We start from the raw sequence: 25,821 nt of genomic DNA on the forward strand, positions 1-25,821 counted from the left end.
GATGGCTGCGCGTGGCATAGCACAACGCAGGCCCTGCCGTAATGCACTGATGTTCGGGGTAATGGGGTATGGACGACAGTTCATGCCAATGAACTCCATCACTTTGCACCGGGTCTGGCGAGGTCAGACAGGGATGTCGGTGGTGTTGGCCTTGGTTGTTTTATGTGGAGTGTTGATGATGCGTACATCATCCCGACGATTTGCAGTGCATCCGCTGGTGTTGTCCCTTTTTGCCCTGCCAGTTCTGGCCCAAGGGACTGCGCCTGCCGCCGCTCATGAAACTATGGTGGTGACGGCGAGTAAAACCCGGCACAGCGAGCTGACCGCCCCGGCCAGCGTCTCTGTGGTGACCCGGGCCGAGCTCGACAAGCTCAATGTCAATGATCTGACCGGCGCTCTGAAACAGTTGCCGGGGGTCAATATCAGTCCTGCTACCAGCTACGGCCGCAGCGAGATCAAGTTGCGCGGGCTGGAGGGGGATTACACCCTGTTGCTGGTCAATGGCCGGCGTATCAGCTCCCGCGACGCCCTTACCTCCGGTTATGGCAATGATTTCGATCTCTCCGCCATCCCCATGGCGGCCATCGAGCGTATCGAAGTGATCCGCGGCCCCATCTCCTCCCTCTACGGTGCAGATGCGCTGGGTGGGGTGGTCAACGTCATCTTGCGCCAACCCGGGGAGAAGACCGAGGCTGCGGCCACCTATACCTTCAGCGACCCCACCGACGGTCACGGCGGGGATATCAACAAGGCGAGCGCCTATGTGGGCGGGGCGCTGATCGACAACAAGCTGCTGGCCAACCTGGTGGTGGAAGGGAACCACAGAGATGCCTGGCAGAGCGAGCAGAGCATCAATCCCAAGGCCGATGCCATCGAGCAGCGTGAAAAGCTGGGGATCCTCTCCAACGTCAAATGGCTGATCGATGATCGTCAGGATCTGGATGTGGGGATGAACTACGCCAAAGACGATCGGGAGGCCCACTGGAACAACTACGGCCAGACGCCGCGCAATATCCAGCAGATGGAGCGCCTGGGGCTCAATGCCACCCACGTCGGCCGTTGGGATCAATTCGACAGCCGGGTCGGCTATGCCTTCGAGCAGGTTGATCTCTTTGATGACTCCGAACTGATGACGGCGCTGAGCAAGACCAGCGGCGATGTGAGCCAGACCAACCACACCTTCGATGGCCAGCTGAGCGGCAATCTGGGCAGCCACCTGCTGACCAGCGGTGCCGAGTACCGCATCACCGAACTCAAGCATAACGTCAACCTCAAGGGGGGCGATGTCAGCGTCAACCAGAGCGCGCTTTATCTGCAGGATGAGTTTGGCTTTGGCGATCTGGCGTTGACCCTGAGCGGCCGGGTCGATCACCACGAGACCTATGGCACCGAGTTTAGCCCCCGTGGTTATGCCCTCTACAGCCTGACTGACAACTGGGTGGTCAAGGGCGGCATTGGCAAGGCGTTCAAGGCGCCGACCATTGCCCAGTCCAACCCGGATTATGCGGTAGCCGCCTGTCGCGGTCGCTGCGCCGTGGTGGGCAACCCGGACCTGAAGCCGGAAACCGCCGTCAGCTACGAGTTGGGCACCGCCTACGATGGTTCGTTCTGGGGCGCGGGTGTAACGGCCTTCCACAACGATATCAAGGACAAGATCCAGAGCGAGGCATGGACCTCCACCTGGCGTCCGGCGGTGATGACCTATCAGAACGTCAGCAAGGCCCGCATCAAGGGGGTGGAGCTGAGCGGCTGGTTTGATCTCACCGATAACCTGACCCTCTCCAGCAACGTCACCCTGATCGACGGGGAAGACAAGACCAGCGGCAAGGATCTCTATCGGACGCCGGAGCATACTGCCAACGCCAAGCTGGAGTGGCAGGTCATCGAGAGCCTGAGTACCCAGCTCGGCTGGAACTACACCGGCAGCCAGATCCTCCCGGTTCCGCGCATGAGCGGCACCACCTATGAGACGACAGCAGGATTCCACACCCTGGATGTCGGGGCAGTCTGGAGCGCCACCCGGGCACTGGATCTGAAGTTCGGACTCAACAACCTGACCAATACCAAGCGTGACTGGGTTGCTACCGAGGCCGATCAGATCCTCGACGGGCGCACTGTCTATGCCGGTGTGGCCTACAAGCTGTAATGGCTGAGCGGGAGCCCGCACTGGCGGGCTCCCGTTGTCGCCGCTGTATCACCCCGGGTGACGGCTTTTATTTCAACCACATGGCATTGCAATCATAAGGAGTTAAAGGGTGTTTAGAGACCAGACCTCGCTGTTCTGGCTGGGATTGTTCCTCCTGTTCATACTGCTTTCTCTTTCGCTCGCCACCGGTGCGGGCGTCTATGGTGCCCGCGAGGTTCTCGGCTACCTGATGGGGGATGCCCGCTGGGCTGGCGACGAGAAGCTCGCCATGGTGCTCAATACCTTGCGGATCCCGCGCACCCTCTGTGCCATGGTGGTCGGTGCCTCTCTCTCTCTGGCTGCCTCCTTGTTGCAGAGCGCGACCCGCAACCCGTTGGCAGAGCCCGGCCTGCTCGGGGTCAACGCCGGTGCTGTCTTTGCATTAGTCGTGGGGCTCACCTGGTTCGGGGTGGAGTCCGCCTACGGCTATCTGCTCTGGGCCGGACTCGGCGCGCTGCTCGGCAACGTGATTGTGCTGGGGCTCGGCATGATGATTGGCCGCTCCAACCCGCTCAAGCTCATTCTGGTCGGGGTGGCGCTCTCCGCCACCTTCGGCGGTCTCTCCAGCTTTCTGCTGCTCTCCTACAAGATGGTGCTGGAGCAGTACCGCTTCTGGAACCTCGGTTCCCTGTCGGCGGCCAATCTCGATGCCATCATTGCCGTGCTGCCCTTCGTGCTGGCGGCGTTTGTCATCACCTTGCTGCTCTGTCGCCAGCTGACCCTGATGCAGATGGGGGACAGTCAGGCCCAGGCGCTCGGGATCCGCCCCAACCGGGTGCGGATCGGCGTGCTGCTGGCCGCTACCCTGTTTACCGCCAGTGCCATCGCCATCGCCGGTCCCATCGGCTTTGTCGGCTTTCTGGCCGCCTACTGTGGCCGACTGGTGGAGCCGGTGAAGCTGTCGGTGCAGGTCTGTTTCTCCGCCCTGTTCGGCATGTTGTTTCTGCTGTTGGCCGACATTCTGGCGCGCTGGCTGATCCAGCCGTTCGAGTTGCCCAATGGCGTCATTCTGGCCCTGATCGGCGCACCAGTGCTGATCGCCATCGTTCATCGCGGGGGCTTTCGAACCCTGCTGACCGTCAAGTGAGGGGCTGATGCGTACACCTACCGATATGCTCTGCCTGCGGGCAGGCAACCGCTCTTTGCTGATCCATCTGCCGAGCTGGCGCTGGCTGGCTCTGCTGGCCATGGCGCTGCTGGCGTTGGGTCTGCTGGCCCTGAGCGTTGGCGGCGGCAAGCTCGGCTTCGCCGGGGTGGTCAACACTCTGCTGGGGGAGGGGACGCGGCTTGAGCAGCTCACCCTGTTCAAGATCCGGCTGCCGCGCATCCTTGGAGTGGTGGTCGCTGGGGCGGCCATGGGGCTCTCCGGCTGTCTGGTGCAGACTCTGGTGCGCAACCGGCTGGCCACACCCGACATGGTGGGGGTCAACAACGGCGCCTCTCTGGCCATCATCGTCTTCTCCCTCTACCTGACCGTGGGTAGCTGGCCCTGGTGGGCGGCACCTATCGGCGCTATCTTCGCGGCGCTGGTGCTCTATGCCCTCTGCCGCAAACCGGGTGAACAGGGCTATCTGTTCGTGGTGATCGGCATCGGCCTCTCCGAGCTGTTCGAGGCGCTCGGCCAGTTCGTGATGTCGACTCAGGCCTTGTTGCACTTGAGCTCCCTCTATCTGTGGAATATGGGCAGCTTTATCGCCGTGGGTTACAGCACCATCACCCCCATCGCCATCCTGTTGCTGCTGCTCTGCCCGTGGATCGTCTATCTCTCCCGCTCGCTGGCGGTGCTGCGCTTTGGCCCCGAGATGGCCAGAGGGCTTGGCGTCAACGGCGATCGGGTGCAACTGGGCATTCTGGCGCAGGCCATTCTGGTGGCGGCGCTCGGCACCGCCATCGGCGGCCCCGTGGTCTTTATCGCCATGGCAGCCCCCATTCTTGCCTCCTGGCTGGTGAAAGACCGGGTGGTGCCGCTCTGGCTGGCAGCACTCAGCGGTGCCCTGCTGCTGCTTGCCAGCGATACCCTGGTCCGGGTGCTGGCCAGCCCTCACGAGGTGGCGACCGGCATCATGACCCGCATTCTCGGCGGCTTGTTGCTGCTGTTTCTTCTCGTTAACGATCGCCAGAGGGCTGACTGATGACGCTCACCGTAAATCGCCTCCACTTCGCCTATCAGCAGACCCCCATCCTGCGGGACATCTCTTTCAGCGTGCCGAGGGGCAAGCTGGTGGGGATCGTCGGCCCCAACGGCTGCGGCAAATCGACCCTGCTCAAGCTGCTATCCGGCCAGATGAAAGCCCAACGCGGCGAGATCCTGCTCAAAGGCAAGCCGCTTGCCAGCTACCCCATGAAGGGGTTGGCGCGGGAGCTCGCCTACCTGCCCCAGCGGCCAACCCTGCCTGCCGGCATTCTGGTGGAGCAGCTGGTGCAGTATGGCCGCCACCCCCATCAGGGCTGGTTCAATCAGTGGGGCGAGGAGGATGCCCGCATGGTGCGCAGCGCCGGCGAGCGGATGCAGCTTGAAAGCATCTGGCAGCAGAGCGCCGCGTCCCTCTCCGGCGGGCAGGCGCAGCGGGCCTGGCTTGCGATGATCCTGGCGCAGGACAGCGACATGGTGCTGCTCGACGAGCCCACCAGCGCCCTCGATATCGGCCACCAGACCGAGGTGATGGAGGCAATTCACCGCATCACTGCCGAAGGCAAAACCGTGCTGCTGGTGATCCACGATCTGGCGATGGCGGCCCGCTACTGTGACGAGTTGATCGCCATCGGCGAGGGGACCATTGCCGCCATGGGCCCGGCCCGGGAGGTGGTGACCAAGGATCTAATCGACCGGCTCTACCAGACCAGTGTCGACATTCTGCATGCCCCCGGCGACGGGGCGCCCATTATCGTGCCCCGTCGTCACGAACATGGCCGCGCCCTGCGTTCGGCGAGTTGAGTCATATGGGCCTGCTCTGTGGGCCAACCGAGTGTATCCTCGCGGCCGATTATCCGGGCCGTGCAACGAGAAGGAGTGAGATGATGAAGCGTTTTGCCGCCCTGGCAGCAGCCATCCTGATGCTGGCCGCGCCGCTGGTTCAGGCACAGGAGATGCGTGAAGTGACTGATGCGTTTGGCCAGAAGGTGCAGGTGCCAGTCCAGCCAACGCGGGTGGTGGTGCTGAGCGAGCTCGAACTCGACAGCACCCTGACCCTGGGGCTGACCCCCATCGGCGCCGTCAATGGCCGTGGTCAACCCACCTTGCCTCGCTATTTGCTGAACAAGGCGGGCATGGGGATCCAGGTGATCGGCGATCTCGACAGCCCCAATCTGGAGGCGCTGATTGCGCTGGAGCCCGACCTTATCCTGACAGGCCAGACCCGTCCCGAGCTGCTGACTTTGCTGGGGGAGATCGCGCCGACCGTGGTGACTAGCAAGTGGGGGGAGCCGTGGCAGGATAGCTTCCGCCGCACCGCTCACACCCTCAACCGCGACCAGCAAGGAGATACTTTCTTGCTGCAGTATGCCGAGCGGTTGACTCAGGCTCGCAGCAAGCTGGCCAAGCATCAGGGGGAGAGCATCAGCATAGTGCGCTGGAACCCCAAGGGGCCGAGCTTTATGTATCAGGGCACCTTTGCCAGCAGCGTAGTGGAGTCGATGGGGCTGGTACGCCCAAGCAAGCAGCAGGGTACTGGCGCACCCCACTCACCGGCGCTGAGTCTGGAGTCCCTCAACCTGCTGGATGCTGACTGGCTGGTGGTCGGTACCCTGAGCGCCAGCGGTGATGCGGTGGATGCCATGCGTCAGGCGGAGCAGACTCCAGCGTTCCAGCAGTTGCCGGTGATCAAGGCCAAGCGCTTTGGCGCCGTGGACGGGTCGCTCTGGACTTCGAGCGGCGGCCCGCAGGCGGCATTGCAGGTAATTGCAGATGTGGAGCAGTTGCTGGCAACCCGCAGCTGAGTGCCATGCGCACCAGAGGTTGACCCAACGAACAGGTTGACCAAAGAAGAGGGAGGCTGATGCCTCCCTCTTGCGTTGTCACTGTCTATCGTGACCTCTTGGCGAGCCAGAGCCGTTTATTGCGGCTGGATGGCTGTCACTGTGAGCTTGCCGCTCTGGCTTTCGGCATGAAAGTGGATGGCATCCCCCACCTTCAGCCCCTTGAGCTGGGCCGGATCTGCCACTCGAAAGACCATGGTCATGGCGGGCATCTTGAGATTCTCGATCGCCTCGTGCTTGATGCCGACCTTGCCGCTCCCCTCATCGAGGCGGGTAATGACCCCCTTGGTCATCACCATTGCGGCCTGTTCGCTCATCTCACCTGTCTGGCTCATCTCGTGCCCTTCATGGTGCATCATCTCTTCGGCTTGCAGGTTGGTCTGGGTGGCAAGGCCAAGCAACAGGGTCAGGGTCAGTGTCTTGTAGTTCATGATGGTTTCCTTATCGTTCAGTCAATATGGATCGTGAAATCGGGTTATTCGGATTGCGGGTTCGCGCTCTTGCCAAGGCTGCGGCTGCGCCACAGGTAATAGGCCGCTGGTAGCACCAAGAGGGTCAGCATCAGCGCGCTCACCATGCCGCCGATCATGGGTGCGGCGATGCGCTGCATCACTTCGGATCCGGTGCCATGGCTCCACATGATGGGCAAGAGGCCAGCGATGATGGTCACCACCGTCATCATCTTGGGGCGCAGGCGCAGGGCGGCGCCCTGGATCACCGCCCGATGCAGCCCCGCCTTGTCCGGCTTGCCACTGGCCACCAGGTCATCCCAGGCATGGTTGAGGTAGACCAGCATCAAGACGCCGGTCTCTACCGCCACCCCCGCCAGAGCGATAAAGCCCACCCCGACCGCCACCGAGAGGTTGAAGTCGAGCAGCCAGAGGGTCCAGATCCCCCCCACCACCGCCAGCGGTAGGGTGGTGAGAATGAGCAGCACCTCCTGAACGCGGCGAAACGCCAGATAGAGCAGCAGCACGATAATGGCGACCGTCAGCGGCACCACGTAGGCGAGGCGCGCCTTGGCCCGCTCCATGTACTCGTATTGGCCGGACCAGGTGAGGGCGTAGCCCGCTGGCAGGATCAGCTGCTTGTTCACCTCGGCCTTGGCCTGCGCGACAAAAGAGCCGATATCGCGGCCGCGAATGTCGACGTAGACCCAGCCGTTCAGGCGCGCATTCTCGCTGCGCAGCATGGGGGCTTCATCGCTGATGTAGACCCGCGCCACATCCGCCAGTGCGATACGCGCGCCGCTCTGGGTGACCACCGGCAGCAGCTCGAGGCTGGCCACCGAATCGCGATAGCTCTGGGGGTAGCGCAGGTTGATGGGGTAACGCTCGCGACCCTCGATGGTCTGGCCCACCTCCATGCCGCCCACCGCGGTGGCGAGCACCGCCTGTACGTCGGCGATGTTGAGGCCGTAACGGGCCGCTTTCAGCCGGTCGATATCCACCTTCACATAGCGACCACCGGCTACCCGCTCGGCGTAGACCGATGAGGCGCCCTCCACCTTGCCGACGATCTGCTCAAGCTGCTGGCCGAGCTGCTGGATCACCTTGAGATCCTGCCCCGCTATCTTGATGCCGACCGGGGTCTTGATGCCGGTAGCCAGCATGTCGATGCGGGTCTTGATGGGGGGCACCCAAGCGTTGGTGAGGCCGGGGAAGCGGATGAGGGAGTCGAGCTCCTCCTTGAGCTTCTCCGGGGTCATGCCGGGACGCCACTGGTCGCGTGGCTTGAGCTGGATGCTGGTCTCCATCATCACCAGATCGGCGGGGTCGGTGGCCGATTCGGCGCGCCCCGCCTTGCCGAACACGTTCTGCACCTCGGGCACGGTGCGGATCAGCTTGTCGGTCTGCTGCAAAATCTCCCGCGCCTTACCCACCGAGATATTGGCTGCCGTGGTGGGCATATACATGATGTCCCCCTCATCGAGCGGCGGAATGAACTCGGAGCCCAGGTACTTGAGCGGCCAGAAGCCCGCCACCGTCACTACGGCGGCGATGGCCAGGGTGGTTTTCGGACGGGCCAGCACGGCTTTGAGCAGCGGCACATAGCCCAGGCTTAGCCAGCGGTTCAGCGGATTGGCCTGCTCCGCCAGCACCTTGCCACGGATGAAGTAACCCATGATCACCGGCACCAGCGTGATGGCGAGCGCGGCGGCCGCCGCCATGGCATAGGTCTTGGTGAAGGCGAGGGGGTGGAACATCCGCCCCTCCTGCGCCTCTAGCGCGAACACCGGCAGGAAGCTGATGGTGATGATCAGCAGGGAGAAGAAGATGGCGGGCCCCACCTCGATGCTCGCCTCGGTGATGATGCGCCAGCGGTTCTTGTCGGTGAGCGCTTCCCGCTCCATGTGTTTGTGGACGTTCTCGATCATCACTATGGCGCCATCCACCATGGCGCCGATGGCGATGGCGATGCCCCCGAGCGACATGATGTTGGCGTTGATCCCCTGCAGGTGCATCACGATAAAGGCCACCAGAATGGCGATGGGCAGGGTGATGACCACCACTAGCGACGAGCGCAGGTGGAACAGGAAGGCCAGACACACCAGCACCACCACGGCGAACTCCTCCACCAGCTTGCCGGAGAGGTTGTCGATGGCGCGCTGGATAAGGTCGGAGCGATCATAGACGGTGACGATCTCTACTCCTTCCGGCAGGCTGCTTTTCAGCTCCGCCAGCCGCGCCTTGACCCCGTCTATGGTGTGCTGGGCATTCTCGCCATAGCGCATGACGATGATGCCGCCCACCACTTCCCCTTCGCCGTTGAGCTCGGCGATGCCGCGCCGCATCTGGGGGCCGGTGACCACATCTGCTACATCCCCCAGCAGCAGCGGGGCGCCGCGCACAGTGGTACCGAGCGGGATCTGCTTCAGATCCTCGACGCTTTTCAGATAGCCGTTGGAGCGCACCATGTACTCCGCTTCCGCCATCTCGATGACGGAAGCGCCGGTCTCCTGGTTGCCCTGTTTGATGGCAGTCTCGATAAGGGAGAGCGGAATGCCGTAGGCGCGCAGCTTGTCCGGATCGACCCGCACCTGATACTGGCGCACCATGCCACCGACTGTAGCGACCTCGGAGACCCCCTCCACCGTCTGCAACTCGTACTTGAGGAACCTGTTTTGCAGCGAGGTGAGCTGGCTGAGGTCATGCTTGCCGGTTTTGTCTACCAACGCGTACTGATAGACCCAGCCCACCCCGGTGGCATCGGGGCCGAGCTGGGGGCGGGCGGAGGCGGGCAGGTTGGGGGCCACCTGACTCAAATACTCCAGCACCCGGGCTCGGGCCCAGTAGAGGTCGGTGTTGTCGTCAAACAGCACATAGACGAAGGAGTCGCCGAAGAAAGAGTAGCCGCGCACCGTAGTGGCCCCCGGTACCGCCAGCATGGCGGTGGTGAGCGGGTAGGTGACCTGATCCTCCACCACCTGGGGCGCCTGGCCCGGATAGGAGGTTTTGATGATCACCTGCACATCGGAGAGATCCGGCAGGGCATCCACCGGGGTTTGCTTGACCGACCAGAGCCCCCAGGCGGTGAGCATAAGGGTCAAAAGCAGCACCAGAAAGCGGTTGCCCACGGACCAGCGAATAATCGAGGGGATCATGGCTTGGCTCCCATATTGTGCTGGCTATGGCCCATCCCTTCTATCTCATCTTTTGCCTGCTCCAGAGCGTGGCCGCTGGTCGGGGCCTTCTCCTGATGGATGGTGGTGATGCGGTACTCATCCCCCTCCTGCATCACCTGCAGGTGCAGGGGCTGCCCCTCGACCAGCTTGCTGATATCGACCCCGTCGGCGACGGTGAACTCCATCTCCATGGCGGGCCACTGCCACTCGGGGATGGGCTGGTGGGAGACCATCAGGATACGGTTGGCCAGATCGATGCTTTCAACCTCGCCCTGGGTCCACACCTGAGCGGGGCGCACCGCTGTCATGCGCTGGAAGTCCGAATCGATGGCCGACTCGGAGTCGAGCAGGAACTGGGCCGAGCTGACGATGTTATCCCCAGCCTCTACCCCTGCCTTGATGGCAACCTTGTCGCCAAACTGGGGGCCGAGAGTGACGGCGACCGACTTGAAGTTGCCATCCCCCAACGCCAGCACCAGCCGATCCTGACTGCCGGTGCGGATTACCGCTTCGCTCGGCACCACCAATTGCGGCTCTCCCTGCCCGGTGCGAATGCTCACCTTGGCAAACATATTGGGTTTCAAAAACTCGTCCGGGTTGTCAAAGCGCAGCCGCACCTTGAGGGTGCGAGTAGCGGCATCGAGGGTCGGATAGAGGTAATCCACCTTACCTTGCCAGCTGCGGCCGGGGGCATAGTCGAGGGTCATGGTGACCGGATCCCCCACTTTCAGCTGGGCGGCTTGACGCTCGAACACCTCGGCACTGACCCACACCTGCTTGAGGGTGCTGATGTTAAAGAGCGCCGCAGCGGGCTCAACATACTGGCCCTCGCGCACCTTGAGCTCGGAGACATAACCGCTGCTGGGGGCGTAAATGCTGATGGTTTCGCGCACCTGACGGGTGCGCTTGAGGGCTGAGATTTGATCTGCCGGTACCTGCAGGGACTTGAGCTTGCCCTCGGCGGCGCGCAGCAGCAGGGGGTTGGCGGTGTTGAGAGCGAGCAGGTATTCGTGCTGGGCGTTGACCAGATCCGGTGCGTAGAGCTCGTAAATAAGGCTCCCCTTGCTCACCTGCTGCCCTTCACTCTTGATGGCGAGGGTGCGGATCCAGCCCGCCATGCGGGCGTTGATCGCCTCCAGCCGATCCTCGTCATACCCGACATAGCCCACCGTCTCGATCTGCTGGTGGATAGGCAGTCGCTCGACCTTAGCCAGTCGCACCCCCAGTTTCTGCTGGATCTCGGGGCTGATGGTGACGGTGCCCGGCGAGCCGTTTTTTTGTTCCTCATAGACGGGGATAAAGTCCATCCCCATGTTGTCCTTGGCGGGGGCATCGCGCTTGTCGCGGGGATCCATGGGGTTGACCCAGTAAAGGGGCGTCTTCTCTTTGGCGCTTGCGCCATCGGAGGTCTGTTTGGCGGCCCAGTAGCCGCCACCAGCTCCAAGGGCAAGCAGCAGGGCCGACATCAGGACGGTCTTGTTCATGACTGGCCTCCGGCGCGGGTCTGCATGCAGAAAGTGCAGGAGGATAAGGGGCCCGCGAAGGCAGCAACCTTGGACGGTGAAAAGTGGGCTGGTGACATAATACGTCTTCTCTTGTGCAGGCCGCCGGTCGGGTGAGGTGCAAGGCATCACCAAAGGGGCTGGCGGCAAACGGGGCGTTGCTGACGAGTCAGCAGACGCACGGCTCCCTGTTGCTGGCGGGGCCAGTGGTCACAGGGTTAAGCAAGGCGTGCAGACACGAGCAAGGTCAACCTTGCCGCAGGCACGCAGTAGAAGATCGTTCTAGTGACGGAGCACCGACAGCATCAGATGTCGGCGCGGCCAAGAGGGAGGGTGAGTACCGCGGGATCGCAAGAAGGGGTCGCGTAGCCAGTTGTCCAGTACGCTGCTCGCCGCTCCAGGGGGCAGTAGCAGCAGCGGCAAGATAAACAGGGAGAGCAGCATGCCAAACAGCGGCAGGGCGTTGGCTGCGCCAGAGACGCCGGTCTGCATCTGGCAGTCACCGCTTGGGGTGGCGTCATCTCCCATCCCCTGATGGCAGAAGAGGGACGCAGTAGGGGATTGGTGTTCCATGACCGTCATCGACTCGTCGCCACCCATCACCATGTTGTGAGGCTGGGAGGCCATTTGTCGGGGCGAGGTGTCGAGCGCGGGTTGCGCCCCGTGCCAGCTGATGCAGAGGGTCAGATTGCAGACGAGCAGCAGTGCCAGCAATAGCCGGGCCAAAGCAACTGAGGGCAATCTTGCAGCAAGCTGGGTGAGTGACAATCCGGGCATCCTTCGGGGGCAGATGGCGGGACTGTAAACCTTGCCTCGAGGTGAAGGTCAATGGCGCCGGTTATGTAATGGAGAAACGGTATAGAGGGTAAATAGTTAAGCATTGCTTAACTATTGCGTATGCCCAACCCTAATGAAGCTTGCCGCTCATCCCGTTAGGATGCGCGCCAGTCAATCACCACTATTGAGTGATGGTGCGTTTCTCGCGTCCGGATGCCGGTTGCAACAGGGAAGCGGGCCTCACAACATGCTTGCCAGCCCCCTCAATAGCGTGACGCCACGAACGTGCAACATAAAGCCGTTGGCCTCCCGGATGCTGATTGCCAAACACAGAAATGTCATTTGTTGAGATGCACACCCTCTCGGGTGCCCCCTTGTTCACTATTCAGGAGTATCGAAATGCAGCAACGACTGCTGTCGCTGATGCTTGCCGCTTTGCTGAGCCCTTCAGCAATGGCTGGCGGCCTTGCCCTCTACGAAACCAGCACTGCCAACAGTGCGCTGGCCAACGCAGGGGCGGCCGCCCGTGCCCAGGGGGCAGAGACCATCGCCAGCAACCCGGCCGGTATGACCAAGCTGGAAGGTACCCAGCTGCAGGTCAATGGCGGTGTGGTATACGGCGATCTCGAGCTGGATCTGGACAATGGCGGCAACAACGGCGGCAATGCGTTGCAGACCGCGCCGCTCGGCAGCGTCTATCTGACCCATGCCATCAATGACCAGTGGGTCGCCGGTTTCGGCATGTTTGGCAGCCATGGTCTGGGTATCGATTATGGTGATGGCTGGAAGGGCAGCGGCTATGTGCAAGCCGCCAAGCTGACCGGCATCGCCTTTGCCCCGAGCCTGGCCTACCGCATCGACGCCAACTGGTCGGTGGGTGCCAGCCTGATCGCCATGCACGGCAGTCTGGATACCTCGCTGGATATGACGGCAAATCATTTCGCGGGTCGTGAGTTCTCCGATAGCGATTGGGCCTATGGCGGCTCCTTCGGGGTGCTCTACGAGCTGGATCAACACTCCCGCATCGGCCTGAGCTACTTCTCCGAACTGAAGTGGAAGCTGGAAGATCAGCTGTTTACCAAGGTCAATCTTGCCGGTCTGGGCGTCGATATGATGATCCCGCAGACCGTCACCCTGAGTGGTTATCACCAGCTCAACGACCAGTGGGCCTTGCTGGCCAGCGCCAACTGGCAGCAGTGGTCCCGCTTTGGTGACATTGACGTGAATTCTGCGCCATATAGCACCACCGTTGATATGCACTACAAGGACACCTGGCACCTCAGCCTGGGTACCCAGTTCGACGTGACGCCGACCCTGCGTCTGAGCAGTGGTATCGCTTATGACAGCAGTGCCGTGGACGATGCCCACCGTACCGTCAACTTGCCGATGGGTGAAGGATGGCGTTGGGGTCTGGGTGCCAGCTACCAGCTGAGCCCGGCCACCAAGCTGGAAGCCAGCTATACCCTGGCCTGGTTGGGGGATATGTCGGTTCATCACGATGGCGGGCTTATTCGCCCGGAAATCTCCGGCACCTACAACAACAGCTATCTCAACTTCTTCAATATCGGTGTGCAGCACCAGTTCTGAGGCGTGAGTCAAGCAAGCCCCCACAGGTTGGGGGCTTCTCCATCCTGCCCGTAGCCGGTCTGGTCATTGCCAACCGGCGCGGGGCATGAGCCGGGTGACCCTCGAGGGACACCCGTTTGATCACCCGTTACACGAGGAGCAACAGCGAATGTCATCACAACCTGCCTCTGCGTTAGCACGGTGGCTTTGGCGCCTGGCGTTTATTCTGGCCACGGCCGCTCTGGTTATCTTCTTCTCGAAAGGGGCCTGCATCTATCCGGTTGATGCGGCTCAGTTCAGTCATCCCCTGCCAGCCATTATGGTCCTGCTCGATTCCGAGATCTTTATGGGGGTGATCACCGTCATTACCCTCTATGTCGTGCTCTATCTGATCCATCTGTTGTGGCAACTGCACGAGATCGCCGTGCATCGTGCCAAATTGTCCGAGTCGGTACATATCACCCTGGTGTTCGCCCTCTCCCTGTGTGGGCTGTTTATCGACAAGACCTGGTGGGTGCTGGCCATCATCATCGCCTTTGCCCGCTGGGATGTGCTGGCCGAGCGGATGAGCCAGATCATCGGCCATGGGATTCGCCGTGGTCGTCATCAAGGGGAGCCATCGTGAAAGAGATCCTGCTGCCCTATATCCTGATCGTCTGGTTGCTGGTCAAGCTGAAGGTGCTGCCCTGGAACCTCAAGACCGGTTTCTGGAGCACCGCGATCGGGGCCTTGCTGGCCCTCGGATTGCTGACCACCTCCCGCCATCTGGCGCCGGTGGACTTCACCGATTCGGCCACGGTCAAGGCGCCTCATGCGGTGCTGGGCCCCTTGCTGGGCACCAACCAGTTCCACCAGATCGACGAGATCCATGTCGTCCACAACCAGCAGGTGAAGAAGGGTCAGCCTATCTACACCCTCGCCAACTGGGAGAGCGATGGCAAGGCACAAGCCCTGAGCCACCAGATCGATGCCCAGCAGGCCCAGATCAGCGCCGAGCTGAGCCAGCAGCGCGCCATTTTGTCGCGGCTGACCCTCAATCGCAAAGAGCTGGCGCGCTTGACCCAGCTGGGCAGTTTCTCCAGCATCCAGAGCCGCGATCAGTTGCAGGCCCAGATCGATGGTGATCTGGCGCAACAGAGTGCCAGCGAGGCCAAGGTGAAGATGATCGAGGCCCAGGTGCAGAATCTGGGGAGCGAGCTGGCGTTGCAGCAACGGCGGAACGAAGAGAAGGTGATCCGTGCCCCGTTCGACGGTCAGGTGTCGGTGGTCAATCTGGCCAACGGCTCGCGCACCGGCAACATGCACCTCTACGATACCTCGCGCAAGTTTCTGGAGTTTCGCATTCCGGATCAGAGCTACCGCGCCATTGAGCCGGGCCAGTTTGCCGAGTTCTATGTGGATGCCTATCCGGGGCGGGTATTCCGGGCTCGGGTTCACTCGGTGCGTACCGGCACGGGTGAGGCCCAGCTGAACGCGATGCAAGGTGATCAGCATGTGCGCCAGCATGTGGGCAACAACATGTCCAGCCATGGCCGTACCGTGGTGCTCGACATGCTGGAGCCGGAAGGGGTCGTGTTGCCCATCGGGGCGACCGGTTCGGCCTGGATCTCGGCGCACAAACCCCATCCGCTGCTCGGCTTTATCGACATCATCGGTGCTGCCACTGTGCGTCTCAAGGCGATGAAGGCCTATCTGTTTGCCATGTAACGCACGGACATAAAAAAGCCCCTCCGTGAGGGAGGGGCTTGGTTAGCGAGACCGCAGCGGTCAGGCCTGTTTCTCCGAGCGGCGCATGATGAGCCGGAAGAAGAGCGGGATAAAGAAGATGGCGATAAAGGTGGCCGCCAGCATGCCGCCGATCACCGGCCAGCCGAGGGCGTGACGGCTTGCCGCACCGGCGCCGCTGGAGGTGACCAGCGGCACACAGCCGAGGATGAAGGCGAGCGAGGTCATCACGATGGGACGGAAACGCAGGCGCGCCGCCTCCAGCGCCGACTCGATGAGGCTCATCCCCTCTTCGTGTTTCATCACCGCGAACTCCACGATCAGGATGGCGTTCTTGGCGGCAAGGCCGACCAGCGTCACCAGCCCGATCTGGAAGTAGACGTTGTTGGTCAGGCCCACCAGCCAGGTGGCCAGCAGGGCGCCGAACAGGGCAAACGGCACGGCAGTGATCACCGCAAACGGCAGGGTCCAGCGTTCATACTGGGCGGCCAGGATGAGGAAGATCATCACGATACCGAAGCCGAACGCGGTGCCAGCGCTACCTGCGGCCGCTTTCTCCTGATAGGCGGAACCGGTCCACTCCAGCTTGGCGTCGTTGCCCAAGGTGTCGTTGGCGACCGCTTCCAGCGCGGCGATGGCCTGACCCGAGCTGTAGCCGGGGGCGGGCTGCGCCATGATCTTGGCGGCCTGGAAGATGTTGAAGCGCTCCACCAGTTCCGGGCCGGTGGCGTCACGCACCGTTACCAGACTGCTGAGCGGGATCATCTCTCCCTTGTCGGAGCGGACATAGACATTGCGGATGTCGCTCTTCTTGGCGCGGTAGTCCGCCTCGGACTGCAACTGCACCCGGTAGGTGCGGCCGAACTGGTTGAAGTCGTTGACATAGACCTGGCCGAAGGTGGCCTGCATGGTGTCAAACACCGCATTGATTGGCAGCCCCAGTGCCTTGGCCTTTTCGCGATCAAGGTCCAGATAGACCTGTGGCACGTTGGCACGGTAGGTGGAGGTGACGCTGGCAAACTCCGGGCGCTCCTTGGCGGCGGCGAGGAAACGCTCTACTTCGCCAGAAAACGCCTGGGCGTTGCCGGTACCACGGTTTTGCAGATAGGCCTCGAGGCCGCCGGTGGTGGACATCCCCTGAATGGGGGGCGGGTTGAAGGAGGCGACAAAGCCATCCGCCAGCCCCATCAGGCTCATGCCCTGGAAGGTCTTGGCCAGCGAGAAGGAGTCTTGCCCGGCCCCCTGGCGCTCGCTCCAGTCTGTCAGGGTAATAAAACTGAGACCGCTGTTACTGATGACGGCGTTGGAGAGAATGTCAAAGCCCGAGAAGGTGATGACATCCTTCACATGGGGGTTGGCCATGGCTATCTGGTCAAACTTGTCAGCCACTTCCTGGGTGCGGCTCATGGCGGCGGCATCCGGCAGCATGACGGCGGAGATGAGGTAGCCCTGATCTTCGTTCGGTACCAGCTCGCCCGGCACTTTCAGGAACAGACCGTAGATGGAGAGCAGCAGCACGGCGATGATGGAAAAAGCCACACCCACCCGGCGGTTGAGGAAGGCCACACCGCGCACGTAGCGGTTGGTCAGCTTGTCAAAACTGCTGTTGAACCAGACGAAGAAACGGGCCGGTTTGTGGTGCCCTTCTTTCAGCAGCAAGGCACACAGGGCGGGGGAGAGGGTCAGCGCCACCAGACCGGAGATGGCGACCGAGACCGCGACCGTGATGGCGAACTGCTTGTACATCACCCCCGTCATGCCGCCCATAAAGGCGACCGGCAGGAACACGGCACAGAGCACCAGTACGATGGCGACCACCGGACCGGAGACCTCCTGCATGGCGAGAATGGCGGCCTCTTTGGGCGAGCACTTCTTCTCGCTCATGATCCGCTCGACGTTTTCCAGCACCACGATGGCGTCATCCACCACGATACCGATGGCGAGCACCATGCCGAACAGGGTCAGCAGGTTGATGGAGAAACCGAGCACCAGCATGCCGGCGAAGGTCCCGATCAGCGATACCGGCACCGCGATACAGGGGATCAGGGTGGCACGGAAGTTCTGCAGGAACAGGTAGACCACCACGAACACCAGCACGATCGCCTCGAACAGGGTGTGGACCACCTCTTCGATGGAGATCTTCACGAACTCGGTGGTGTCATAGGGGATCTGGTATTCGATATCCTGCGGGAAGCGCTCCTTGAGTCGCTCCATGGTGGCATGCACCGCATCGGCGACCGCCACGGCGTTGGCGCCCGGTTGCAGATAGGTGGCGATACCGATGGCCGGTTTACCGTTGGCGCGGGCGACCAGATCATAATCCTTGCCGCCCAGCTCGACCCTGGCGACATCGCGCACCCGGATCTTGGAGCCATCGGGCATGGAGCGGACGATGATGTCCTGGAACTCCTTCACATCCTCAAGACGACCCTTGGTCTGCACCGTGTAGGTGAAGTCGATAGGGGTCGTGGTGGGTTGGGCGCCGATCTTGCCTGCCGCGAACTGGGTGTTTTGCTCGCGAATGGCGCCGATCACATCGCTCGGGGTGAGTTCGAGCTGGGCCAGCCGATCCGGCCGCAACCAGATGCGCATGGCATAGTCGGTACCGCCAAACAGGGTGGTATCACCGATGCCGGGAATCCGCTTGAGCTCGTCGATGATGTTGAGCAGGGCGTAGTTCGACAGGTAGGTGGTATCAAACGAACCGTTCGGCGATTGCAGGGTCACTACCTGCAGGATGGCGGTCGATTTCTTCTTGACCGTGACCCCCTGCTTCTTGACCTCTTCCGGCAGCTGGGCCATGGCGGCCGACACCCGGTTGTTGACGTTGATGGTAGCCTGATCCGGATCGGTGCCGATCTCGAAGTAGACGTTGAGGTTCATCTGGCCGTTGGAGGCCGACCCCGATTGCATGTAGATCATCCGCTCGACGCCGTTGATCTGCTGCTCGAGCGGCGCCGCCACGGTCTGGGAGATCACCTCCGGGGTCGCGCCCGGATAAAACGCCGTGACAGAGACTACCGGCGGGGTGATCTGGGGATACTGCTCGATGGGGAGCGAACGCATCGCCGCCAATCCGCTCAGCACGATAATGATCGAAATCACGCTGGCGAAGATGGGGCGTTCTATGAAGAACTTGGAAAACATACGGGCTCCTTACTTGGCCGCAGACTGGCTGACCACCTTGGTGGTGATGGCCTTCATCTCATCGGCCGAGACCGGTTTGACCACCGCGCCGGGGCGAGCTTTCATCAGGCCTTCGACAATGTAACGGTCACCGGCATTGAGGCCACTGTCGATCAGCACACCATCGGTGACCACAGGTCCCAGCTTGACCGGACGCGGGATCACCTTGTTGTCGGCATCCACCACCATCACCATGCGGTCGGCCTGAGACTGGACGATGGCGCGCGGCGGCACCACGATGGCGTTTTTGCGCAGGCCCAGATCGATGGTCATGCGGACAAACTGACCGGGCAGCAGCACGCCGTCCTTGTTGTCGAAGATGGCGCGGGCACGGATGGTACCGGTCTGCGGATCGACCCGGTTGTCGGAGAAGTTGAGCTTGCCCGCTTCCGGATAGACGGAGCCATCGGCGAGGCGAATATGGGTGCGCCAGGTGGTGGCGTCCTTGGCTTCAATGATCCCTTTCTTTACCGAGTTCTCGAAATTGAGGCGATCCTGCTCCGAGTAGGAGAAGTTGACATAGAGGGGATCAAACTGGGTGATGGTGGTGAGCAGACCATTTTCGCCGCTGGTGGAGATGAGACTCCCTTCGGATTGGGAGCTCTTGCTCGCCATGCCGTTGATGGGCGCGGTCACCCGGGTGTAGCTGAGGTTGAGCTCCGCCTCTTTTACCATGGCCTGGGCCGCCTGATGGCTGGCGATGGCGGCTTCGTAGTTGGCGATGGTGTCGTCATAGTCCTTGCGGCTCACCACCTGACGCTTGAACAGGGGAATGATGCGATCCCGATCGGCGCGAGCCTTGTTGAGTCTGGCTTGCTCCTGAGCCAGGGTCCCCTTGGCCTGCTCCAGTGCCACCTTGTAGGGTTCGGGGTCAATCAGAAACAGCTCCTGACCGGCGGTGACCGGCTGGCCTTCCACATAAGTGCGCTTGAGCAGGATGCCATTGACCCGGGAGCGCACATCGATCTCGCGAAAACCGGCGGTCTCCCCCACCATCTCGCTGGTGAGTGGTACATCGGTCGGGGTGGCTTCGGCGACCACCACGGGGACTGCGGGCATGGTCTGGGCCGTCTGGGTTGTTTCGCCGCCGCAGGCGGTGAGGCCGCCAATCAGCGCTAGGGTCAGCACGCTACGTTTGTACATCTCTTTTCCGGCAAGGGGCACCTTCATCATCACACTCCTGTTCAATCGATCCCGGTTGCTGCGTTCAGCAAAACTCTCCATACACATCATTAACTTCATGATTAAAAAAACAACTTTTTTATGGAAGGAATGAGAGATGATAGGTCTGTAATCTGAACCCAGCCTTCTCAAGGTGGCAATTAAGGTTGCCAGTGAGTGACATGAGCGGGTCATATTGCCGATGGAGCGGGGGAGCCGGAGTGGATGGTTAGGCCCGGGTGAGGGGTGCTTGTGGTAAAAAAGGTGCCCTGAGGCACCTTGTCTGGATAGGCTGTTTACGCCCTTTTATCGCAAGCAACCGCGAGCCGCATCAGGCGAAGCAGGCCCAGATGGGGGCGTGGTCGGAGGGTTTCTCGATGCCGCGCAGCTCATAGTCGATGCCGGTCTCGGTCACTGAGTCCTTGAGGGCGTCGGAGGCCATGATGAGGTCGATACGCAGGCCGCGGTTATCGTCAAAGCCTCTGGAGCGGTAGTCAAACCAGGAGAAACGCTCGCACTCGGTGGGGTTGGCGGCGCGGAAGGTGTCGGTGAGGCCGAACCCTTTCAGCCGCTCCATCCATTCGCGTTCGATGGGCAGGAAGGAGCACTTGCCATCCCGCAGCCAGCGCTTGCGGTTCGCCTCGCCGATACCGATGTCGAGATCGGTGGGGGAGATATTCATATCCCCGATCAGCACCAGCTGGTCATCCGGGGTGTGGTTGGTTTCGAGGTAGTGCTGCAGATCCTCGTAGAACTTCTGTTTGGCCGGGAACTTGGTCTCGTGATCCTGACTTTCACCCTGCGGGAAGTAGCCGTTCATCACCTTGATGAGGGAGCCGTCTTCGCGCTCGAAGGTGGCCATGATCATGCGGCGCTGGGCCTCTTCGTCGTCGGTGGGGAAGCCTTTCTCCACCTTGACCGGCTTCTGCTTGCTCATGATGGCGACCCCGTAGTGGGCCTTCTGGCCGTGAAACTCCACGTGATAGCCCATGGCCTCCACATCGGCCAGCGGGAAGGCTTCATCGTGCACCTTGATCTCCTGCAGGCCGATCACATCGGGCTGGTGCTTGTCGATGATGGCTTGCAGTTGGTGCAGACGGGCGCGCAGGCCGTTGATATTGAAAGAGATGATCTTCATGTCCGGGATGCTCATGTCATTTTTATAAGTCGCTATTGGACTAGGAATCGGCGGTGGATGCAAGTTTGGGGGCTGTGACTGGTGCAGCTGCTTGGTAATCTGTTCACGATCCGTCGCGAGAGGTTGTCAGCAAGGTGAAGCGCAGCGCAGGAACCGGATTGTATATGTATACATGAGGATTCCGAGCAGCACATGAGCCTTGATCACAGCCTCGCAGTAGGAGCGTGGACAGGTTTTTAGCGGGTCATCTTCTTGACGAAAACCACCACAAACAGCGCCAGCGTGAAGCTGCCGGTGAAGGCCTCGAAGGCGGCGAAGATCCTGGAGAGGCCGACCGGGGTAAAGTCGCCGTAGCCCAGGGTGGTGAAGGTCACCACGCTGTAGTAGAGGCACTCGAGCAGGAAGATGGCGTTCTCTTCGAGGGACGCCTCTGGCCGGTAGATAAGGTGCTCACCCTGGAAGCTCAGGCCGCAGAAGAAGTAGAAGATGCTGCAGATAAAGATGAGCAGCAGGGAGAAGAACACCACCCGCATTGGCGCCTCGCCATAGCCGCAGAAGAGGTCGACTATCCAGGAGGTGAAGCGCTGGCTCGACCAGAGCGGCAACTGCAGGCGGCGCATGGTGAGCTCCTGCTGGATATAGCTGCCGGACATGGTGAAGATCCCCTGCGCCTCGGAGGCTTTGCGCAGATCCCGGTAGGTCTCTTCCGCCTCCTTGAACCAGATACGCGCCTGCTTGGGATCCCGTTCGCGCCGTCCCTTGCGATCCTGCATCACCCGTTTGCCGGTCTGCATGTTGTCGAGCCGGGTGTTGTGCCAGCGGATGCCGAGCAGGTTGACGTCATCGAGGGTGGCACACTGGAGGTTGGCATCGCTGAGATCGGCCTTCATCAGGCTGCCACCCTTCATGCGCAGGCCATAGAGATGGCCGCCCCGCAGATTGGCGCGATAGAGGTTGCACTGCTCCAGCAGGAAGCCCTGATCGGACTCCTTGTCGACCAGATTGAGGCCCGCCAGATTGGCGCGGGACAGCTGCAGGCCGTGGCAGAGGCCGCCATCACGGACATACTGTTCGAGCGCCTGTGCGGTGTGAGCTTCCTGATGGTTGGCGTGGGGATCGTGCCAGTGGCAGAGCTCGTGCTCGCCAGCCTCTTCACTGCAGTGGCGACCATCGGCCACCAGATAACGACATATCGCCATCCTCTCTTTCCCCCTTGTTGCCCGTCTGGTTTCAGCATAGGCGCAGCCACGGGAGAGAGGGATCAGCTCAACTGGTTGAACTCCTGACGCAGCTTGCGAAAACGCTCCTGCTGGGCCGGATTGAGGGGGATGCCGTCGAGCACGTCCAGGGTCTCCTTGCACTCGGTGCCAAATTCCGGGCTCTTGCGGTTTTTCTGCATCAGCTGCAGCAGCACCTGGATCTTGTTGAGGGCGGCACCGGTATTGGCAGGGGCGCGGCGCAGGGCCTCACGGAAATGGCCGAGCGCTTGTTCCAGCTCGCCGCTCTGATAGGCCTTGATCCCCAGATCGTTGAGCTGCTGATAGCGTTGACGTCGCTCCAGCACCGTCTTGTCATCCCGGGTCGCCTGGATGCAGGTGGTGAGCAGCCGATCCTCGTCTTCGGCCAGCAGCGCCTGCAGGCTCTCGGCATATTCGAATTCACCGAGCTGGTAGAGGGCGAGGATGGTTTCGCCGAGCAGGGTGGGGGGCATGGTGGCCGGTTCATCGAGCCAGTTCTGGTTGGCGCGATAGAGCATCTTCTTGCCCTTGAGCAGCTCCCCCAGCGCAATTTGCACCCGGGCCTGACAGATCTGCTCGAACACCGGGTAGTTGAACTCCGACATCATCAGCGAATCGCGGATGCGGGACAGGGCTGAATTGACCTGCTTTTGCAGGTTGGCGATGTGGTAGCTGTCATTGCTGTTGAGGGCGTAGAGGGTCAGGGTCTGGATATAGGCCCCCAGATAGTGGGGGGTGCGATGGATCGAGTTGCGCGATAGATCGATGAGGGCAAGCAGCACATCCTTGGCCTGGGCGTAGTCGTGGCGCTGCAGGCACACCTCCGCCAGTCGGCGGGAGAGTTGCACTGACTGGGGGGAGATATCCACCGCCCGTCTGAGCTCCTGCTGCGCCTGCTCGTCATGGCCGAGGGCCAGCAGGGACTCTGCCAGCCAGAGGTGAGCCTCCACCATCAGCGGGGTGTTCTTGAGGGTTGCCTGCAGATGGCTGACCGCCTCTTCGTGGAGTCCCAGAGTGTTGCACGCCTTGCCCAGCGTCAGGCGGGCCCAGCTGTTCTCTTGTCCGGCCAGCAGTTGGCGCATCAGGGCGCGTGCCTCCTGTGCCTGACCCAGCTTGAGGTGGGTATCGGCCTGCAGGCAGCGGCAGTAGTTGGCAAAACGGGGCACCGCATCGGCCCGCTCGGCACAGGCGGTAATGAGGGCCGCCAGATTGTCATCGGCCAGCGCGCTAAAGACGCTGGCCAGCGCGTTGCGCCGGGCGAGGGCGCGTTTGAGGCGAAACGAGAACTGCTCCTGGGAGAAGGGCTTCATCAGGTATTCGTCGGGTTCGGCTTCCAGCGCGCTCAGCACCATGGCGCGGGAGCTGTCGCCACTCACCATGATCACCACGCTCTGGGGCGGGATCAGGTCTTTGTCGCGCAGGCTTTCGAGCAGCTGGCGACCGTTTTCGCCGACCCCCAGATCGTAATCGATGAGATAGATGTCGAAACTGCCCTTCTGGCAGCGGCGCCGCGCATCCTCGGCGGTATTGGAGTAGGTGATGTTGCTGATCCCCAGATTGATCAGCATCGCCTTCATCATCACCTGAAACGAGCGCTGCTCATTGACCATCAGAATGCGTTGGGGCTTGGCTGGGCTCTTTTTTTCTGGCTCTTGTTCAGGTGTCTGCATCTGTCTGGGTCGAGGCGCTGCGGGCTGATGAGGGAAAGTGTGCCACCAAAGCGCGTGAAGTGGCAATCAATGTGCTTTTGTCGCCTCGCTTTCTGTTCGCGGGTCACGTTTTTTCCGGATTTATCGGGGCCATGTGGTTGATCCATATCAAATAAAGTTCAGATGGGGTGGCAGCCTGCGGCGCGCTTTTTAGACTGATAGAGGGGGCCGGAGAGACGCTCCGGTCAGCTGTAGACCCTATCAGGCAGGCATCAGGGCCTGCATCTGTCCATGGAACAATCAGGGAGGGAGCAAAAATGAGTCTGTTACCGAGCCGTACCAGTCTGTTCGATGACCTGTTTCGCGATATGGCGTCCGGCTTCTATATTCGTCCCCTGCACGGGGTCCGCTACCGAGCCAGATCAGGCTGGATTTGAAAGAGAGTGATGACAACTATCTGTTGCAGGCCGAGCTGCCGGGAGTCGCCAAGGAGGATATTCATGTGGATATCCATGGCAAGCAGGTGACCCTGAAGGCGGAGATCCGCCAGTTTGACAGCGAGAACAAGGATGAGCGAACCCTGCGCAGTGAACGCTACTTCGGCAGTGTCTCGCGTACCCTGGAGCTGCCGGTCGAGGTAGCGCTGGACAAGGTCAGCGCCAGGTTCGAGAACGGCATCCTCACCTTGCAACTGCCCAAGCAGGTGGAAACCCCGGCACCTCATCGGGTGACCATCGAATAACCCGTCATCAATGAACCCTAATGATAAGGCCCCGCTGTTGGGGCCTTATGTTCAGGAGCGTTTCTCTGCCCGCTTCTCTGCGAGATAAGGGGCAAATTGCGGCGTGTACTCTGCCTTGAATCCCTGTTCGGTTTTGACGATGAGATAGACCGCCAGCTTATGCTGCTTGGCAAAAGCCATCGCCTGTTCGGGGCCCATTACCATCAGGGCCGTATCGAGGGCATCGGCCTCCAGCGCGGTCGGGGTGATCACGCTGGCAGAGACCAGCTTGTGGGTGACCGGCTGGCCGGTGGCGGGATCGATGATATGGGAGTAACGCTGGCCATCGAGCTCGTAGTAGTTGCGATAGCTGCCCGCGGTGCTGAGCGCCATGCCGTTGGGGATGACGATATCGGAAAACGCCCCCGGCTGATCGGAGGGCTCGACGATGGCCACTCTCCACGGCGAGCCCTTGCTGTTGTTGCCTTTGCTGCGCACCGCACCGGCCACTTCGATCAGGTAGTTGTGTACCCCCTTGCCCTCGAGCAGGGCGGCAATCTCGTCGGAGGCGGCCCCTTCGCCGAGGGTGGAGAGGTCGAGATAGAGATCCGGTATCGTTTTTTCGAGCAGGAAGTGATCCCCCTGCGGGGTCAGGAGCAGCTTGTCGATGCCCACCTTGTGGCGGGCGGCGGCGATGGCTGCCTCATCGGGTCGCTTGACTGGCCGTTTGTCCGGGCCAAAGCCCCACAGATTGACCAGAGGCCCCACGGTCACATCCAGCTTGCCGTCGGTCAGCCGACCGGCATCAAGGCCCTGCTGGACGATGATGGCCATGGCGGGCGGAATGGCAAACGGGGTGTTGGCTGGCCCCTGATTGAAACGGGAGATGAGCGAGCCCGGATCGTAGGTGGAGATCTCCTTGTTCATTCGGGCCAGCAAGCTTTCTACGTCGCTTTTGAGGGCGGGCTCCCCACCGGGGTAGTTATCGCTCAGGGTCACCACATAGTAGGTGCCCATGGTTTTGCCCTGAATGCGGGTCTGGGCAGGCGGGGTGGGCTGGCAGCCGGCCAGCGCCAGCAGCAGGGTCAGCAGCAGGCCGCGCAGGGCCGCCACGGGGGTCATCGCAATCATCCGGCGCTCTCATCTGGAGAAGGTTCATATCGGGGCGCTAGCTTAGCCAAGGGGCGCCCGCTGGGCGAGCCCTGATAGGCGCAATTGGAGGGAAAAGGGCAGAAAAAATTAAACAGTTTTGAACCTGTGGCTGGAGCGGGTCGTATCGTCCATCCGTGAGGGGAGATATTGGCGAGTGCAGCACCATCTGGTGACCTGGCCCGCAGCTTTGGCCAAAAGCCATAGCCGATTGAAGACAATTG

General features: G+C 61.5%; 19 protein-coding genes. 9 read left to right on the forward strand and 10 right to left on the reverse strand.

Annotated features, from left to right (window positions below):
* The first annotated feature begins 178 nt into the window (after positions 1 to 178).
* The 5 genes from BN1115_RS09520 to BN1115_RS09540 all read left to right on the forward strand — a co-directional run bounded on the left by BN1115_RS09520 (position 179) and on the right by BN1115_RS09540 (position 6,121).
* Entirely contained in the window at positions 179 to 2,146 is a 1,968-nt protein-coding gene (locus BN1115_RS09520; RefSeq protein ID WP_042656994.1) for a TonB-dependent receptor domain-containing protein, read from the forward strand.
* Positions 2,147 to 2,255: 109 nt separating this feature from the next.
* Complete coding sequence (locus BN1115_RS09525) at positions 2,256 to 3,272, forward strand: FecCD family ABC transporter permease (RefSeq protein ID WP_042656961.1); 1,017 nt, start codon at positions 2,256 to 2,258, stop codon at positions 3,270 to 3,272.
* A gap of 7 nt (positions 3,273 to 3,279) precedes the next feature.
* Positions 3,280 to 4,317, forward strand: coding sequence for a FecCD family ABC transporter permease (locus BN1115_RS09530; protein ID WP_042656962.1), 1,038 nt, complete (start codon positions 3,280 to 3,282; stop codon positions 4,315 to 4,317).
* The gene (locus tag BN1115_RS09535) at positions 4,317 to 5,120 is read left to right on the forward strand and encodes an ABC transporter ATP-binding protein (protein WP_042656963.1); all 804 of its coding nucleotides are present in this window, start codon (positions 4,317 to 4,319) and stop codon (positions 5,118 to 5,120) included. Before BN1115_RS09530 ends, BN1115_RS09535 begins: the two co-directional genes overlap by 1 nt.
* An 83-nt stretch (positions 5,121 to 5,203) precedes the next feature.
* Positions 5,204 to 6,121 carry an ABC transporter substrate-binding protein gene (locus BN1115_RS09540; protein ID WP_042656964.1) on the forward strand — a complete coding sequence of 306 codons (918 nt, stop codon included), beginning with the start codon at positions 5,204 to 5,206 and terminating at the stop codon, positions 6,119 to 6,121.
* Between the two features lie 116 nt (positions 6,122 to 6,237).
* On the opposite strand, the gene BN1115_RS09545 is transcribed toward BN1115_RS09540, so the two are convergent.
* The 4 genes from BN1115_RS09545 to BN1115_RS09560 form a co-directional block, all read right to left on the reverse strand.
* Positions 6,238 to 6,591 carry a copper-binding protein gene (locus BN1115_RS09545; protein WP_042656965.1) on the reverse strand — a complete coding sequence of 118 codons (354 nt, stop codon included), beginning with the start codon at positions 6,589 to 6,591 and terminating at the stop codon, positions 6,238 to 6,240.
* Between the two features lie 44 nt (positions 6,592 to 6,635).
* A complete protein-coding gene (locus tag BN1115_RS09550; protein WP_042656966.1) occupies positions 6,636 to 9,764 on the reverse strand; it encodes an efflux RND transporter permease subunit in 3,129 nt (1,042 codons plus the stop codon).
* Complete coding sequence (locus BN1115_RS09555; protein ID WP_042656967.1) at positions 9,761 to 11,269, reverse strand: efflux RND transporter periplasmic adaptor subunit; 1,509 nt, start codon at positions 11,267 to 11,269, stop codon at positions 9,761 to 9,763. Before BN1115_RS09555 ends, BN1115_RS09550 begins: the two co-directional genes overlap by 4 nt.
* Positions 11,270 to 11,569: 300 nt before the next feature.
* Positions 11,570 to 12,055, reverse strand: a complete 486-nt coding sequence (locus BN1115_RS09560; protein WP_244152251.1) for a hypothetical protein — start codon at positions 12,053 to 12,055, stop codon at positions 11,570 to 11,572.
* 408 nt (positions 12,056 to 12,463) lie between these two features.
* Here BN1115_RS09560 and BN1115_RS09565 point away from each other — a divergent pair, with 408 nt between their 5' ends.
* From BN1115_RS09565 to BN1115_RS09575, 3 genes are all read left to right on the forward strand, one after another.
* Positions 12,464 to 13,651, forward strand: coding sequence for an OmpP1/FadL family transporter (locus BN1115_RS09565; RefSeq protein WP_042656969.1), 1,188 nt, complete (start codon positions 12,464 to 12,466; stop codon positions 13,649 to 13,651).
* A 148-nt stretch (positions 13,652 to 13,799) separates the two neighbouring features.
* Positions 13,800 to 14,255 carry a hypothetical protein gene (locus BN1115_RS09570; protein WP_042656970.1) on the forward strand — a complete coding sequence of 152 codons (456 nt, stop codon included), beginning with the start codon at positions 13,800 to 13,802 and terminating at the stop codon, positions 14,253 to 14,255.
* Positions 14,252 to 15,337, forward strand: a complete 1,086-nt coding sequence (locus tag BN1115_RS09575; protein ID WP_042656971.1) for an HlyD family secretion protein — start codon at positions 14,252 to 14,254, stop codon at positions 15,335 to 15,337. Before BN1115_RS09570 ends, BN1115_RS09575 begins: the two co-directional genes overlap by 4 nt.
* Before the next feature lie 60 nt (positions 15,338 to 15,397).
* On the opposite strand, the gene BN1115_RS09580 is transcribed toward BN1115_RS09575, so the two are convergent.
* From BN1115_RS09580 to BN1115_RS09600, 5 genes are all read right to left on the reverse strand, one after another.
* Positions 15,398 to 18,502 (reverse strand): efflux RND transporter permease subunit, encoded by a 3,105-nt coding sequence (locus BN1115_RS09580; RefSeq protein WP_042656972.1) that lies wholly within the window; start codon positions 18,500 to 18,502, stop codon positions 15,398 to 15,400.
* A gap of 9 nt (positions 18,503 to 18,511) precedes the next feature.
* A complete protein-coding gene (locus tag BN1115_RS09585) occupies positions 18,512 to 19,711 on the reverse strand; it encodes an efflux RND transporter periplasmic adaptor subunit (protein WP_042656973.1) in 1,200 nt (399 codons plus the stop codon).
* A gap of 322 nt (positions 19,712 to 20,033) precedes the next feature.
* Positions 20,034 to 20,840 (reverse strand): exodeoxyribonuclease III, encoded by an 807-nt coding sequence (gene xthA / locus BN1115_RS09590; RefSeq protein WP_042656974.1) that lies wholly within the window; start codon positions 20,838 to 20,840, stop codon positions 20,034 to 20,036.
* Between the two features lie 236 nt (positions 20,841 to 21,076).
* On the reverse strand, positions 21,077 to 22,039 hold the full coding sequence (locus BN1115_RS09595) for an ion channel (protein ID WP_042656975.1): 963 nt from the start codon (positions 22,037 to 22,039) through the stop codon (positions 21,077 to 21,079).
* Between the two features lie 62 nt (positions 22,040 to 22,101).
* Positions 22,102 to 23,748 carry a tetratricopeptide repeat-containing response regulator gene (locus BN1115_RS09600; RefSeq protein WP_042656976.1) on the reverse strand — a complete coding sequence of 549 codons (1,647 nt, stop codon included), beginning with the start codon at positions 23,746 to 23,748 and terminating at the stop codon, positions 22,102 to 22,104.
* Positions 23,749 to 24,160: 412 nt separating this feature from the next.
* On the opposite strand from BN1115_RS09600, the gene BN1115_RS09605 reads away from it, so the two are divergent.
* A complete protein-coding gene (locus BN1115_RS09605; protein WP_244152253.1) occupies positions 24,161 to 24,469 on the forward strand; it encodes an Hsp20/alpha crystallin family protein in 309 nt (102 codons plus the stop codon).
* A 51-nt stretch (positions 24,470 to 24,520) separates the two neighbouring features.
* On the opposite strand, the gene BN1115_RS09610 is transcribed toward BN1115_RS09605, so the two are convergent.
* Positions 24,521 to 25,579 (reverse strand): FAD:protein FMN transferase, encoded by a 1,059-nt coding sequence (locus BN1115_RS09610; RefSeq protein ID WP_082034823.1) that lies wholly within the window; start codon positions 25,577 to 25,579, stop codon positions 24,521 to 24,523.
* Between the last annotated feature and the right edge of the window lie 242 nt (positions 25,580 to 25,821).

It is taken from the genome of Aeromonas allosaccharophila (genome assembly GCF_000819685.1).
Classification (GTDB): domain Bacteria; phylum Pseudomonadota; class Gammaproteobacteria; order Enterobacterales; family Aeromonadaceae; genus Aeromonas; species Aeromonas allosaccharophila.

Coding starts and splice junctions, on each gene's coding strand:
- BN1115_RS09610 (WP_082034823.1), bottom strand. CDS start 25,579: ATGATTGCGATGACCCCCGTGGCGGCCCTGCGCGGCCTGCTGCTGACC.
- BN1115_RS09535 (WP_042656963.1), top strand. CDS start 4,317: ATGACGCTCACCGTAAATCGCCTCCACTTCGCCTATCAGCAGACCCCC.
- BN1115_RS09600 (WP_042656976.1), bottom strand. CDS start 23,748: ATGCAGACACCTGAACAAGAGCCAGAAAAAAAGAGCCCAGCCAAGCCC.
- BN1115_RS09545 (WP_042656965.1), bottom strand. CDS start 6,591: ATGAACTACAAGACACTGACCCTGACCCTGTTGCTTGGCCTTGCCACC.
- BN1115_RS09565 (WP_042656969.1), top strand. CDS start 12,464: ATGCAGCAACGACTGCTGTCGCTGATGCTTGCCGCTTTGCTGAGCCCT.
- BN1115_RS09550 (WP_042656966.1), bottom strand. CDS start 9,764: ATGATCCCCTCGATTATTCGCTGGTCCGTGGGCAACCGCTTTCTGGTG.
- BN1115_RS09595 (WP_042656975.1), bottom strand. CDS start 22,039: ATGGCGATATGTCGTTATCTGGTGGCCGATGGTCGCCACTGCAGTGAA.
- BN1115_RS09520 (WP_042656994.1), top strand. CDS start 179: ATGCGTACATCATCCCGACGATTTGCAGTGCATCCGCTGGTGTTGTCC.
- BN1115_RS09580 (WP_042656972.1), bottom strand. CDS start 18,502: ATGTTTTCCAAGTTCTTCATAGAACGCCCCATCTTCGCCAGCGTGATT.
- xthA (WP_042656974.1), bottom strand. CDS start 20,840: ATGAAGATCATCTCTTTCAATATCAACGGCCTGCGCGCCCGTCTGCAC.
- BN1115_RS09530 (WP_042656962.1), top strand. CDS start 3,280: ATGCGTACACCTACCGATATGCTCTGCCTGCGGGCAGGCAACCGCTCT.
- BN1115_RS09555 (WP_042656967.1), bottom strand. CDS start 11,269: ATGAACAAGACCGTCCTGATGTCGGCCCTGCTGCTTGCCCTTGGAGCT.
- BN1115_RS09585 (WP_042656973.1), bottom strand. CDS start 19,711: ATGAAGGTGCCCCTTGCCGGAAAAGAGATGTACAAACGTAGCGTGCTG.
- BN1115_RS09540 (WP_042656964.1), top strand. CDS start 5,204: ATGAAGCGTTTTGCCGCCCTGGCAGCAGCCATCCTGATGCTGGCCGCG.
- BN1115_RS09570 (WP_042656970.1), top strand. CDS start 13,800: ATGTCATCACAACCTGCCTCTGCGTTAGCACGGTGGCTTTGGCGCCTG.